Here is a 13,199-nt window from a genome sequence, read left to right on the forward strand (position 1 = left end):
GTTCCGGGGTTCAGGCGCCTCCGGGCGCCTGAACCCCGAACACCGCATTGGGCACAGCGCCGCCGTAGCGGCGGTCTCTGGAGGCGTAGATCTCGCAGGCGTGCCACAGGTGGCGGCGGTCGAAGTCGGGCCAGAGGGTGTCGAGGAAGACCATCTCGGCGTACGCCGACTGCCAGAGCAGGAAGTTGGAGGTGCGCTGCTCCCCCGACGAGCGCAGGAACAGGTCCACGTCGGGGATGCCGGGTTCGTCGAGGTAGCGGGCGAAGACCTTCTCGGTGATCTTGTCGGGGTTGAGCCGGCCGGCGCGGACGTCCCGGGCGATCGCGGCCGCGGCGTCGGCGATCTCGGCGCGGCCGCCGTAGTTCACGCAGAACTGCAGGGTGAGGACGTCGTTGCCGCGCGTCATCTCCTCGGCGGTCTCCAGCTCGCTGATGACGCTGCGCCACAGCCGGGGCCGCCGGCCCGCCCAGCGGACGCGGACGCCCATCGAGTGGAGCTGGTCGCGGCGGCGGCGGATCACGTCGCGGTTGAAGCCCATGAGGAAGCGCACCTCGTCCGGCGAGCGCTTCCAGTTCTCGGTGGAGAAGGCGTAGGCCGACAGGTACGGGATGCCGAGTTCGATCGCGCCCATGATGACGTCGAAGAGGGAGTCCTCGCCGCGGGTGTGCCCTTCGGTGCGCGGGAGGCCGCGCTCCTTGGCCCAGCGGCCGTTGCCGTCCATGACGATGGCGACGTGCCGCGGCACCAGTTCCGCGGGGATCGGGGGCGGGACCGCACCGTCCCGGTGCGGCTCCGGCGGCGAAACGGCCCTGCTCAAACTCTCTCCCTGGGGATGTCGGTGTCGTCGGCCGGTGCCTCCCGGGCGGGAGCGGCCTCGTCCCGGGACCCGGTGTCGCGCTCCACGTGGCGCAGGGACCGGATCCCGTGTTCCAGGTGCCACTGGAGGTAGGCGGCGACCAGGCCGCTGGTCTCCATCCGGTGGCGCTGCTCGCTGGCGTCGGCGTACTCCCAGTCGCCGCGCAGCAGCGCCAGCATCAGCGCGAACGTCGGCGGCGCGGGGGTCGCGGCGCCGGGCCGGCGGCAGTTCGCGCAGACGGCGCCGCCCGCGGCGATGGCGAATCCGCGCAGGCCGCCGCGGACGCCGCAGCGGCAGCACTCGTCGAGGGCGGGGGCCCAGCCGGCGACCGACAGCGAGCGCAGCAGGAAGGCGTCCAGGACGAGCCGCGGGTCGTGGGTCCGCTCGGCGAGCGTGCGGAGCCCGCCGACCAGGAGCAGGAACTGCCGCAGGGCGGGCTCGCCCTCCTCGGCGGTGAGCTTCTCCGCGGTCTCCAGCATCGCCGTCCCCGCGGTGTAGCGGGGGTAGTCGGTGACCAGGGCCTCCCCGTAGGGGCGCAGGGTCTCGGCCTGGGTGATCAGGTCGAGGGAGCGCCGCTCGTACAGCTGGAGGTCGACGTGGGTGAACGGCTCCAGCCGGGCCCCGAAGCGGGACTTGGTCTTGCGGACCCCCTTCGCCGCGGCGCGGATCCGGCCGGTGCGCCGGGTCAGCACCGTCACGATGCGGTCGGCCTCGCCCAGCTTCTGGGTGCGCAGGACGATGCCTTCGTCGCGGTAGAGGGTCACCCGTTCATTCTGACGCACGGCACCGGATGCCCCGGCGGGCGCCCGGGGCATCTCCCCCGGATCTTCACAAGTCCGTACAGACTATAGCGGTGTGCGGGATAACGATTACATACCGTGACCGGTTTCGGCCGCCGCGTCCGGCCGGAAGGTGTGGCTTGAACCATCCGGAGCTGGCAGCGTTGGGGCATGAGATGCCCCATCGTCGCGCGGTCCGCGCCGGACGCGCCCCCGCGCGGCGCCGGGGGCCCGGCCGGGAGCGGATCTCCCCGCGGAGGCGAACGGATGGCGCTGTGAGAGTGACGGTCGTCCGCAGCGGCGGATTCGCGGGGATCGAGCGCCGCGCCGAGTCCGACAGCGCCAGCGACCCGATGCTGGCGCGGCTCGTCGGGCGCGTGGACCTCACGGCGGTCCCGCCCCCTGGCCGAATCCCCGATCAGTTCCTGTACGAAATCGACATCGACGGCGACCGGACCACGGTCGGCGAGGCCCAGTTGCAGGGCGCCCTCCGGGAGCTCGTCCACCACGTCCTCGGACGCGCATGAACGGACCGGAGGCCCGGCGGCACCGCCACCGGGCCGCCTCCGGCCGCGCGGATCACCCCGCGTGCGAGCGGGCCACGCGGTTCACCGCGGACAGCATCGCCTTGAGCGACGCGGTGACGATGTTCCCGTCGATGCCCACGCCCCACACGGACGCGCCGTTCACGTCGCACTCGACGTAGGCCGCCGCGCGCGCGTCGCCGCCCGCGCTCATCGCGTGCTCGGCGTAGTCCAGGACGCGGACGTCGATGCCGACGGTCGCGAGCGCGTCCTCGAACGCCGAGACGGGGCCGTTGCCGACGCCCTCGATCTCGCGGATCTCGCCGTCGACGCGGATGTCGCAGCTGATCGCGTCCTTCTCGTCCACCCGGGAGGTCGTGCGGTGCGCCAGCAGCCCGACGCGGGGGCCGCCGGTGAGGAACTCGCTCTGGAAGATCTCCCACATCCGCTCGGCGGTGACCTCGCCGCCCTCGTTGTCGGTGTGCTCCTGCACGACGCGGGAGAACTCGATCTGCAGCCGGCGCGGCAGCTCCAGGGAGTGCTCGGTCTTCATGATGTAGGCGACGCCGCCCTTGCCGGACTGGCTGTTGACCCGGATGACGGCCTCGTAGGTGCGGCCGACGTCGTGCGGGTCGATCGGCAGGTACGGGACCTCCCACGGGTGGTCGCCGATCGGCACCCCGGCCGCCTCGGCGTCCCGCCGCAGGTGCACGAAGCCCTTGTTGATGGCGTCCTGGTGGGACCCGGAGAACGCGGTGTACACCAGGTCGCCGCCGTAGGGGTGCCGCTCGTGGACGGGCAGCTGGTTGCAGTACTCGACCGTCCGGCGGATCTCGTCGATGCCGGAGAAGTCGATCTGCGGGTCGACGCCCTGGGTGAACAGGTTCAGGCCCAGCGTGACCAGGCAGACGTTGCCGGTGCGCTCGCCGTTGCCGAACAGGCAGCCCTCGATGCGGTCGGCGCCCGCCATGTAGCCCAGCTCGGCGGCGGCCACGGCGGTGCCGCGGTCGTTGTGGGGGTGCAGCGACAGGATGACGGAGTCGCGGTAGGCGAGGTTCCGGTTCATCCACTCGATCTGGTCGGCGTACACGTTCGGCGTGGCCATCTCGACCGTCGCCGGCAGGTTCACGATGACCTTGCGGTCGGGGGTGGGCTTCCACACGTCGTTGACGGCGTTGCAGACCTCGACGGCGTACTCCAGCTCGGTGCCGGTGAACGACTCCGGCGAGTACTGGAAGTGGATCTCGGTGTCGCCCATGTCCTCGGCGAGCTTGGCGCACAGCTTGGCGCCCTCGACGGCGATCGCGGTGATGCCGTCGCGCTCCTGCTCGAACACGACGCGGCGCTGCAGCGTGCTGGTCGAGTTGTACAGGTGGACGATCGCCCGCTTGGCGCCGCGCACGGACTCGAAGGTCCGCTCGATCAGCTCCGGACGGGCCTGCGTCAGCACCTGGATGACCACGTCGTCGGGGACGCGGTCCTCCTCGATGATCTGCCGGACGAAGTCGTAGTCGGTCTGGCTGGCCGCCGGGAAGCCGACCTCGATCTCCTTGTAGCCCATCCGTACCAGCAGCTCGAACATGCGCAGCTTGCGGTCGGCGTCCATCGGGTCGATCAGGGCCTGGTTGCCGTCGCGCAGGTCGACCGCGCACCAGCGCGGGGCCTCGGTGATGACCGCGTCCGGCCAGGTGCGGTCAGTCAGCTTGACCGGGGCGAACGGGCGGTAGCGCTGGAAGGGCATACCGGAGGACTGCTGTGGCGGAAACATCCGATGAGAACTCTCTGCTCGAACCTCGCGGCCGACGGCACGTCGCAGTCCCGCAGCGAGGGAGCCGGCCTGATTACAGGCCCCCGCTGCGGCCGCTAAGGAGGAGCAGCTCACGGAACACGTCCGCCAACGTAACAGATGCCATCCGCGTTACGGAAACCGACGTCCGGATACTGAGACAACGGGGACCTCTTCTGTCTCATGACCAACGGCGCGGAGTCCGTGCGCCATTCCCCCGCCAGGTCAGGGGACGAGCACGGAGAGGCAGGTCACACAGCCGTCGAGGGCCTCGAACTCGCCGATGTCCACGCTCGTGACGCGCCACCCGTCGGCGGCGAGCCGGGCGGCGGTGCGCGGCGCGGACGCCGCCATCAGGACGTGGTCCGGCCCGAGCACGACGACGTGGGCGCCGGCCGGTTCGCGCGGCACCCGCAGGCAGGGCAGCACCGAGGTGTCCACCAGCTCCGGCACGCCGATCAGGCCGCCGTCCGGCAGCGCGGTCATCGCCGACTTCAGGTGCAGGCAGCCGCCGAAGTCCACGGGGACGAGCCGCCGCCCGCCCACGAACCGGGCCAGCTGGCAGATGCCCTCCTCGTTCGTCCGGGTGCCGCGCCCCACGTAGACGGTGTCGCCGGCCTGGAGCACGTCGCCGCCGTCCAGGGTGCCCGGCGCCTCGATCCGCTCGATCCGCAGGCCGAGCTCCCGCGCGGCGCGCTCCGCGCCGGCGCGCTCGCCGCGGCGGCGCTCCTCCCCCGAGCGGCCGATGACGGCGACGTCGCCGCAGACGACCAGCGCGTCCTCGATGAAGACGGCGTCGGGCTGGTCGTCGGCGGGGGCGACCGCCCGTACCCGCCAGCCGGCCGACCGCAGCGCCGCGACGTACGCCTCGTGCTGGCGCGCGGCGAGCGCCACGTCCACGGGGCGGCGGTCGGCGTGGGTGACGATCCCCTCGGCCAGCCGCGGGCCGGGCGCCCGGACCAGCGCCCGCCCGGCCGCGCCCCCGGCGCCGCGCGTCCGGGCGGCGGGGACCGCTGCCGCGGCGGGACCCGTGTCGACGACGGGGGTCATGTCAGCGCGACGCCCCCTCGGTCGTCACGATCACGCCCAGCGCGTAGGCGGGCGACATGCCGAGCAGGTCCGCGATGCCGTGCAGCTCCCGCCGCTCCCCCTCGCCGAGCGGCCCGTCCGCGAGCCCGATCCGGACGGCCTGCGCGAGGAACCACTCCTTGGCCTCCACGGCGAGCTGCGTCCCGGCGCGGACGACCTCCCGCTCCAGGAACGTGCGCCGCTCCGCGAGGTCGGCGTTGACGGCGGCCTCGTCGTAGCCGGGCTCGCCGTAGCCGGTCACGATCGCGACGGCGCGGGCGCGGGCCGCCGGGTCGGCGGGGTCGCCGGCGCGCAGCACCAGCGCCGCGGCGGCGCGCATGCCCGCGGCGAGGGCCTCGGCCAGCTGCCGCGCGGTCGGCGTCCGCAGCGCCGCCACCGGGAAGCGGCCCCGGCACGTGCGGCACTCCACGTCCTCCCGGAGCCGCCACAGCGGCACCAGCGGGACGAAGAAGATCGAGAAGCAGCGGCGCCCGGCGCGCCTCCGGAAGGCACGGTCGCCCCCGCACCGCGGGCAGTGGAACGTCCCCTGGCCGACGGTGCGGGACACCGCCGTAAGGCCGAAAACGAGCAACACCGGGGATCTCCTCCCATAACGGACTTCGTTCCAAACTACCGAGCCCCACGGTGCGACGTGGTCGTACCGGGCAATGCCGTTCATGCATTTACGCTGGGTCCATGACCGGTGACCTGGGTTCCGAAGCGGGCCGCAAGCGGTCGCGCCCGTCCTTCCTGCCGCCCGTGGACGGTTATCCGCCCGCCGCCGAAGACGTGTGGGAACCCGCCCCCGCCGCCCCGGCGCCCGGGGGCCGGCGCGGCACCGTCTGGATCGCCGCCACGCTCGCCGCCGCCGCGGTGCTGCTGGTGTCGGCGTTCCTGCCGTGGGCCCACGCGCAGATCATCGTCGAGCTGTTCGGGCGGCCGATCGGCCGCGACCTCGGCAGCCTCGCGGGCATCGACGCCGACACCACGGTCGTGGCCGTCCCGGTCCTGGCGGTGGCCGCGATCGCGCTCGCCGCCTGGGACCTGATCGGGCGGGACGCGCGGATCGGCGCGCTCGCCGCGATCCCCGGCACGCTCGCACTGCTCGTCTGCGGCGTCTTCGTCGTGCGGCTCGGCGACGTCCGCGACAACCTTCCCCAGAGCGGCCTGGACTTCGGCTACCAGATCAGCCTGCGGTACGGCTGGTACGTGGCCGTCGTCGCGTCACTGCTGGTGGCGGCGTTCAGCCTCGCCCGCACCGTCGCCGACCGGACGTCCAGGCCGTCCCAGGGGCGGCCGGAGCAGTACGCGGACCAGCGGTACCCGGACCAGCAGTACCCGGACCAGCAGTACGCCGAGCAGCGGTACGCAGGCCAGCAGTACCCGGCGCAGCAGTACCCGGACCAGCACCACCGGCCGGCCGAACCGGACGCCGGCTGGCCACAGGAGGACCAGGCGTGGGGGCGGCCGGCCGGGGACGAACCGTCCGGCGGGCCGGGCGAGCCGAAGCGGGATCAGTCGTAGAACCCGAGCCGGCGGAGCTGCTTGGGGTCGCGCTGCCAGTCCTTCAGGACGCTGACGCGCAGGTCGAGGAAGACCTTGCTGCCGAGCAGCGCCTCGATCTGCCGCCGCGCCGCCGCGCCCACCTCGCGCAGCCGCGCCCCCTTGTGCCCGATGATGATGCCCTTCTGGCTCGGGCGCTCGACGAACAGGTGCGCGTAGATGTCGACGAGGTCGTCGCGGCCCTCGCGGGGGCCCATCTCGTCCACGACCACGGCGATGGAGTGGGGCAGCTCGTCCCGGACGCCCTCCAGGGCCGCCTCGCGGATCAGCTCGGCGACGAGGAGCTGCTCGGGCTCGTCGGTGAGGTCGCCCTCCGGGTAGAGCGGCATGCCGTCCGGCAGATGGGAGATCAGCAGGTCGCCGACGACGTCGACCTGGAAGCCGGTCTCGGCCGAGCACGGCACGATGTCGGCGAACTCCCCCAGCTCCCCGGCGGCGAGGAGCTGCTCGGCCACCCGCTCGGGCGGGACGAGGTCGGTCTTGGTCACGATCGCGACGACCGGGGTCTTCTTCACCCCCGCCAGCTCCCGGGCGATGTACCGGTCGCCGGGCCCGACGGGCTGGTCGGCCGGCACGCAGAAGCCGATCACGTCCACCTCGGTGAGCGTGGACCGGACCAGGCTGTCGAGCCGCTCGCCCAGCAGCGTCCGGGGCTTGTGCAGGCCCGGGGTGTCGACGACGACGAGCTGCGCGTCCGGCCGGTGCACGATGCCCCGGATCGCGCGGCGCGTCGTCTGCGGCCGGCTGCTGGTGATCGCCACCTTGGTCCCGACCAGGGCGTTCATCAGGGTCGACTTGCCGACGTTGGGCCGCCCGATGAAACAGGCGAACCCGGCCCGATACCCCTCGCGCACCCCACTGCCCATCACTGTCACCGTTCAATTGTCGCGCATGCCGGCACGGCGGCGGCCCATCGAGCCAGCCGGGTGCCCGCGGCGGGGCCGGCGCGTGGCCGGGGTCACCCGCCGGCGTGCTGCGCGGCCGGCGTGCCGAGGGCGTTCTCCGCGGCGTCGGCCCGCTCCGCCCAGAGGGTCGCGCCGAGCCGGGACGCGACCTCGGCCGCCTTCCGGTAGTGGGCGGCGGCGGTGCCGGCGGGGTGGCCGAGGAAGCTCGCGAGATCGCCCAGGACGTGCGCCACCGGACCGAGGGTTCCGATGGCGGTCCCGCCGCCGGTGAACTGGTCCGCGTAGGGCAGCAGCGCCGCGTAGCACTCCCCGGCCAGGGCGCGGTCGCCGAGCGCGGTCGCGCGCAGCGCCCGGATCGGCATGGTGAGGTCGAAGAAGTAGTCGAGGCGGACGGGGCCGGCCCCCGCGACGACCCGCTCGGCCTCCGCGGTGCGGCCGGCGGCGATCAGCGCGAGGGCGTGCAGGTCGGCGGTGGCCCCGACGTGGCCCCACTGGCGGTGGAGCCAGGCGGACCCGTCCAGCATCTCCGCCGTCCGGCCCTGGACGAGCCGCAGGCAGAAGACGCCGAGGAGCCCCACGGCCCGCTCGCTCGACCAGATCCTCGTCCGGCCGATGGCCTCGGTCAGCCGCTCGTACGCGCGCTCCGCCTCCTCGAACGTGGCGGTGAAGGCGTGCGTCAGCCCGGCGTACCAGCTCCCGATCTCGGCGAGCAGCGGCAGCCCGTACTGGTCGGCGAGGCGCCGCCCCTCCTCCAGGTGCCGCTGCGCGGTGGGCGGGTCGAGGGCGGACAGGGCCGCCTGCTGCAGCTGCAGGTGCGCGAGGACGAGGTAGGTGGCGAGGTCGTGGCGGGTCGCGAGGTCGAGCAGCTCGGAGGCGATCCGGTGCCGGCGGGCCAGCCCGTCCGCGGACCGGTACGCGTTGACGTAGGCGCCGTTCAGCGCGACGGCGAGCAGCTCCGGGACGCCGAGCGCGCGGGCGGTGCGGACGGCCTCGCCGGACGCGGTGGCCCCCCGGTCGTGCGGCTCGCCCTCCAGCTCGATCGCCAGCGTGGTCAGCAGCCGGACGCGCAGCTCCGGCTCGTCCTCGGGGAGCCGCGCGAGCGCCTCCTCGGCGGCCTCTACGACGGCGTGGTCGAGAGTGCCGTACTCGCGGCTCGTCCAGAGGGTGGGGACGTCGAAGCTCACGATGATCCGGGCGAGCAGGCGGACGTCGCCGGACGCGCGGGCGTCGGCGATCGCCGCGAGCCGCCGGTCGCGGGCGTCGACGACGTTCCCGGCGAGCGCGGCCGCCCGGATCGCGGCGACCTCCGCCTCCAGCCGGTCGCGGGCCGCTTCCGGGCCCTGCCCGCGCAGGGCCTCGACCGCGCGGGCCCACAGCTCGGCGGCGGTCCCGTGCGCGAAGCGGGCCTCGGCGGCCTGCGCGGCGCGCCGGGCGTACCGGACGGCCCGCTCCGGGTCGGTGCCCGCCTCGAAGTAGTGGTGCGCGATCGCGGCGACCTCGCCGGGGGCGTGCCGTTCCAGCGCCGCGGCGACGCGGCCGTGCAGCCGGGCGCGGCGGGCGCGGGAGATCCCGTCGTAGAGGGTGTCGCGGACGAGCGCGTGCGCGAACCGCATCCGGCCGGGGGCCGGCTCGGTGACCAGTCCGCTGCGCAGCCCGGCCTCGACGGCGTCGATGACGGTCTCCTCGTCGCCGGCGAGGTCGGACAGCACGGCCAGGCCGGCGTCCCGGCCGACCACGGCCGCGTCGCGCAGCACGTTCTGCACGGGCGCGGGGAGCCGCGCGATGCGGCGGCGCAGCACGTCGCCGACCCCGGCGGGCACCCGCCGGGCGGCGGCGGGCAGGCCCTCGGCGTCGATGAGCCGGGCCGTCTCCCGGGTGAAGAACGGGTTGCCGCCGGTCCGCTCGGCGATGGCGGACAGCTCCGCGGCGCCGAGGCCGGTGGCGCCGGTGCCGCGGACGAGGGCGGCGACCTCGGCCGCGGACAGGCCGCCGAGCTCGATCCGCAGCGGCTCGTGCCGGGCGAGGTGGGCGAGCGCGGTCGCCAGCCCGCCCTCGACCTCGGTCTGCCGGAAGGTCGTCAGCAGCAGGACGGGCCGGTCCCGCAGCCGCCCGGCGAGCCGGACGAGCAGCGCGAGGGTCTCGTCGTCCGCCCAGTGCAGGTCGTCGAGGACGAGCAGCAGCGGCGCCGTGCCGGCGAGCCCGGCGAGGTAGTCGCCGACGGCCAGCTGCAGCCGGAACCGGCCCGTGCCGACGTCGGCGTCCGCGCCCGCGGTGACGGCGTCGTCCAGCAGCGGCCCCAGGCGCGCGGCCAGCCCGGCGTCGGGCGGTGCGGCGGCGGCCAGTTCGCGGAGGAGCTCGGCCCAGGGCCAGGCCGCGGGCGCTCCCCCGGTCTCCGGGGCCCGGCCCCACGCGCAGGTCCAGCCGCGCTCGGCCAGGTTCCGCGTGAACCGTTCGGCGAGGGCCGTCTTGCCCATGCCCGCGTCACCGGCGACGAGGACGGTGCCGCCCCGCCCGGTGGCGGCGCCGCGGGCGGCCTCGTCCAGTCGGGCCAGCTCCTCGACGCGCCCGACGAAGGCGGGCGCGTCCTTCCGGGGATCGGGCACGGGCCGCAGCACCGGTCGCGGCACGGATCGCGGCACGGATCGCGGCACGGATCGCGGCACGGGCCGTGCGCCGCGGACCACCGCCTTGCCCCGCTCGGGCGGCTCCGGGTCGAGCGACTGGGTCAGGATGCCGGCCTCAAGGCCGCGCAGTGCCGGGCCGGGATCGACGCCGAGCTCCTCGGTGAGGGTCGCGCGGGCGCGGCGGAGCGCGGCGAGCGCGTCGCCCTGGCGGCCCGCCCGGTAGAGGGCCAGGGCCAGCAGCCGCCACGCCTCCTCCCGCAGCGGGTCGGCGGCGGCGTGGGTCTCCAGGTCGGGGACGGCCTCCGCCGCGAGCCCGAGCCGCAGCATCGCCTCGGCGCGGCGCTCGACGGCGAGACGGCGGCGCTCGTCCAGGCGGGCGGCCTCGGCGGCGGCCCACGGCAGGGCGGCGAACTCGGCGTACGCGGGGCCGCGCCACGCGGCGAGCGCGGTTTCGGCACGGCCGCGGGCCCGCGCCGGGTCCGCGGCCAGCAGCCCGGCGGCCTCGTCGATCAGGGCGTCGAACCGCCAGGCGTCGACGTTCGCGTCCGGCAGCCGCAGCGCGTACCCCGGCGGTTCGGTGACCAGCACCGTCGCGGGCGTGCGGGGCGCCCGGTCCGGTTCGAGGGCCCGGCGCAGGTGGGACACGAACGACTGGAGGCCGGCGGCGGCGCGGGACGGCGCCGTCCCCGCCCACAGGTCCTCGACGAGCCGGTCGGCGGTCACCATCCGGCCCCGCGCGGCGGCGAGCCGCGCGAGGACGGAGCGCTGCCGGGGGCCGCCGAGGTCGGCGGGCTCTCCCGCAACCTCGGCGGCGAAGGCCCCGAGAACGCGTACGACAGGCGGCATGTCCCGTTCAGCCTAACCGGGGCATGCCCGCCCATCGTGGTCGATCGGCGCGTTACGTGCGGCTGGGTTCGACCTCGCGTTCGGGCACCGCCGGGGGCGCGGATCCGCCGTGCACGCCGACCTCCGGGAGGATCCGCGCGAGCGGCCGCGGCAGCCACCAGTTCGCCCGCCCGAGCAGCGACATCGTGGCGGGCACGAGCACCAGCCGGACGACCGTCGCGTCCAGCGCCACGGCGACCGCGAGCCCCACCCCCATCTGCTTGACGACGAGCCCGGGGTCGGCGGCGAACCCGAGGAACACCGCCACCATGATCAGCGCGGCGCTGGAGATGACCCGGCCCGTCGCGGCCAGGCCGGTGGCCACCGAGCCGCGGGCGTCGCCGCTGCGCAGCCACGCCTCCCGGATCCGCGACAGCAGGAAGACCTCGTAGTCCATCGACACCCCGAACAGCACCGCGAACAGCAGCAGCAGGATGAAGCTCGACACCGGGACGCTGTGCGGGAGCCCGAGCAGCTCCGCGCCCCAGCCCCACTGGAACACCGCGGTGAGCACCCCGTACGCGGCGCCGATCGACAGCAGGTTCAGCGCGGCGGCCTTCAGCGGCGCGAGCACCGACCGGAACACGATCACCAGCATGACGAACGAGGTGGCGACGACCGCGCCGATCACGGGCCAGAGCCGGTCCGCCAGCACCCGGGACAGGTCCACGTAGGCGGCGGTCAGCCCGGTGATCTCCGAGCCGGGCGGCAGCACGTCCGCGCGGATCCGGTCGACGAGGCCGGTCACCCGCTCGTCCTGCGGCCCGTACTCCGGCGTCACCATGATCACCGCGGCGTCGCCGGCCGCGGACAGCCGGGGCGGCGCGACGGACGTCACGCCGTCGGTGCCCGCCAGCCGCTCGCCCAGGCCGGGCAGCGCCGCCCGCTCCACCTCCGTGAGGTCGACGGCGACGGCCAGCGGCCCGTTCGCGCCGGGCCCGTAGGCGTCGGCGACGAGGTCGTACGCCTGCCGGACGGTGTTGGACGCCGGCTCGCTGCTGGCGTCGCTCGGCCAGGTGCGCATCCCGAGCGCGGGGGCGGCCAGCGCCAGCATCAGCACCGACGCGGCCAGCAGCCACGGCCAGGGGTGCCGCCCCACGTGCTCGGCCCACCGCCGGATCCGCGGCGACTCGACGGCGACCGCCGCGCCGGCCGCCCGGTCGCGGCGGCGCAGCACCCGGTTTCCCGCCAGCCCCAGCAGGGCCGGCAGCAGCGTGACCGCGCCCAGCATCGTCGCCGTGACGACCAGCCCCGTCGTGAAGCCCATCGTCATGAAGACCGGGATCCGCGACAGCACCAGCCCGCACAGCGCCAGCAGCACCGTGCAGCCGGCGAAGATCACCGACAGGCCGGCGGTCGCGTTGGCCCGCGCCACCGACTCCGGCACGGTGAGGCCCTCCGCCATGCCCTCGCGGTGCCGGGTCAGGATGAGCAGCGCGTAGTCGATGCCGACGCCCAGCCCGACCATCGTGGCCAGCGTCGGCGCCGTCGACGCCACGTCGGTGAACGCGGCGAGCAGCGTGATCCCCGACACCCCGGCGCCCAGCCCCGCCAGCGCCACCGCCAGCGGCAGCCCCGCCGCCGCGACCGAGCCGAACGCCAGCAGCAGCACGACCAGCGCGGCGCCGACCCCGATCGCCTCGGCGACACCGCTCGGCGCCGTCACGTTCTCCGGCACCTGGCCGCCGAACTCGACCCGGTGGCCGGCGGCGGTGAGGCCCCGCGTCGCGGATCGCAGCAGGTCGAGGGTCTCCGCCGGCTTCAGGTCCGTGACCGGCACCGAGTACCGGACGGTCAGCAGCGCGGTCGCCCCGTCCCGGCTCGGCAGCGGCGGGTCCACGACGCTGACGTGCGGCATCCCGCGCAGCTCCCCGGCCGCCGCCGCCAGCGCCGCCTGGTCGACCGTCCCGGAGCGGGCGTGGACCACGACCCGCGCGTCGGCACCCGACAGCGCCGGGAACCGCTCCTCCAGCAGGTCGGTGGCCTGCTGCGACCCCGTGCCCTGCAGCGTGTAGTCGTCGTGCAGGGCGCCGCCCGCGACGCCCGCGAGGCCGCCCAGCACCGCGACGATCGCCAGCCATGCCGCGATGAACCGCCAGGGCCGCAGCGCGGCGGCCTTCCCCAGTCGGTAGAGCAGACGGGACATCGTTCTCCCCCGGATCAGCGTTGCGTACGCCCCGAGCATCACGCGCGGCCCTTGCCGGACACT

General features: G+C 75.1%; 10 protein-coding genes. 2 read left to right on the top strand and 8 right to left on the bottom strand.

The features are described 5' to 3' along the window. Nucleotides 1-10: 10 nt before the first annotated feature. Both E1200_RS05485 and recO read right to left on the bottom strand, forming a co-directional pair. Nucleotides 11-817, bottom strand: coding sequence for an isoprenyl transferase (locus E1200_RS05485; RefSeq protein WP_131950688.1), 807 nt, complete (start codon nucleotides 815-817; stop codon nucleotides 11-13). Continuing rightward, the gene (gene recO / locus E1200_RS05490; RefSeq protein ID WP_243708356.1) at nucleotides 814-1,620 is read right to left on the bottom strand and encodes a DNA repair protein RecO; all 807 of its coding nucleotides are present in this window, start codon (nucleotides 1,618-1,620) and stop codon (nucleotides 814-816) included. The genes E1200_RS05485 and recO overlap by 4 nt, the downstream gene beginning before the upstream one ends. 290 nt (nucleotides 1,621-1,910) lie before the next feature. On the opposite strand from recO, the gene E1200_RS05495 reads away from it, so the two are divergent. Further along, nucleotides 1,911-2,162, top strand: a complete 252-nt coding sequence (locus tag E1200_RS05495) for a protealysin inhibitor emfourin (protein WP_243708357.1) — start codon at nucleotides 1,911-1,913, stop codon at nucleotides 2,160-2,162. A 52-nt stretch (nucleotides 2,163-2,214) separates the two neighbouring features. On the opposite strand, the gene leuA is transcribed toward E1200_RS05495, so the two are convergent. From leuA to E1200_RS05510, 3 genes are all read right to left on the bottom strand, one after another. Next, the gene (gene leuA / locus E1200_RS05500) at nucleotides 2,215-3,927 is read right to left on the bottom strand and encodes a 2-isopropylmalate synthase (protein ID WP_131950689.1); all 1,713 of its coding nucleotides are present in this window, start codon (nucleotides 3,925-3,927) and stop codon (nucleotides 2,215-2,217) included. 243 nt (nucleotides 3,928-4,170) lie between these two features. Beyond that, on the bottom strand, nucleotides 4,171-4,995 hold the full coding sequence (gene ddaH, locus E1200_RS05505; protein ID WP_131950690.1) for a dimethylargininase: 825 nt from the start codon (nucleotides 4,993-4,995) through the stop codon (nucleotides 4,171-4,173). A gap of 1 nt (nucleotide 4,996) precedes the next feature. Continuing rightward, nucleotides 4,997-5,608: a TerB family tellurite resistance protein gene (locus tag E1200_RS05510; protein WP_165950204.1), complete on the bottom strand. Its 612-nt coding sequence runs from the start codon at nucleotides 5,606-5,608 to the stop codon at nucleotides 4,997-4,999. A gap of 101 nt (nucleotides 5,609-5,709) precedes the next feature. On the opposite strand from E1200_RS05510, the gene E1200_RS05515 reads away from it, so the two are divergent. Further along, complete coding sequence (locus tag E1200_RS05515; protein WP_131950692.1) at nucleotides 5,710-6,537, top strand: hypothetical protein; 828 nt, start codon at nucleotides 5,710-5,712, stop codon at nucleotides 6,535-6,537. On the opposite strand, the gene era is transcribed toward E1200_RS05515, so the two are convergent. The 3 genes from era to E1200_RS05530 form a co-directional block, all read right to left on the bottom strand. Then, a complete protein-coding gene (era, locus tag E1200_RS05520; RefSeq protein ID WP_131950693.1) occupies nucleotides 6,528-7,442 on the bottom strand; it encodes a GTPase Era in 915 nt (304 codons plus the stop codon). The genes E1200_RS05515 and era overlap by 10 nt on opposite strands. 92 nt (nucleotides 7,443-7,534) lie before the next feature. Next, nucleotides 7,535-10,951 (bottom strand): BTAD domain-containing putative transcriptional regulator, encoded by a 3,417-nt coding sequence (locus E1200_RS05525; RefSeq protein ID WP_131950694.1) that lies wholly within the window; start codon nucleotides 10,949-10,951, stop codon nucleotides 7,535-7,537. A gap of 52 nt (nucleotides 10,952-11,003) precedes the next feature. After that, a complete protein-coding gene (locus E1200_RS05530) occupies nucleotides 11,004-13,136 on the bottom strand; it encodes an MMPL family transporter (RefSeq protein WP_131950695.1) in 2,133 nt (710 codons plus the stop codon). Nucleotides 13,137-13,199 lie beyond the last annotated feature (63 nt).

The organism is Actinomadura sp. GC306, from assembly GCF_004348665.1.
In the GTDB taxonomy this organism is placed as follows: domain Bacteria; phylum Actinomycetota; class Actinomycetes; order Streptosporangiales; family Streptosporangiaceae; genus Spirillospora.

Coding starts and splice junctions, on each gene's coding strand:
- E1200_RS05515 (WP_131950692.1), top strand. CDS start 5,710: ATGACCGGTGACCTGGGTTCCGAAGCGGGCCGCAAGCGGTCGCGCCCG.
- era (WP_131950693.1), bottom strand. CDS start 7,442: ATGGGCAGTGGGGTGCGCGAGGGGTATCGGGCCGGGTTCGCCTGTTTC.
- E1200_RS05530 (WP_131950695.1), bottom strand. CDS start 13,136: ATGTCCCGTCTGCTCTACCGACTGGGGAAGGCCGCCGCGCTGCGGCCC.
- leuA (WP_131950689.1), bottom strand. CDS start 3,927: ATGTTTCCGCCACAGCAGTCCTCCGGTATGCCCTTCCAGCGCTACCGC.
- ddaH (WP_131950690.1), bottom strand. CDS start 4,995: ATGACCCCCGTCGTCGACACGGGTCCCGCCGCGGCAGCGGTCCCCGCC.
- E1200_RS05525 (WP_131950694.1), bottom strand. CDS start 10,951: ATGCCGCCTGTCGTACGCGTTCTCGGGGCCTTCGCCGCCGAGGTTGCG.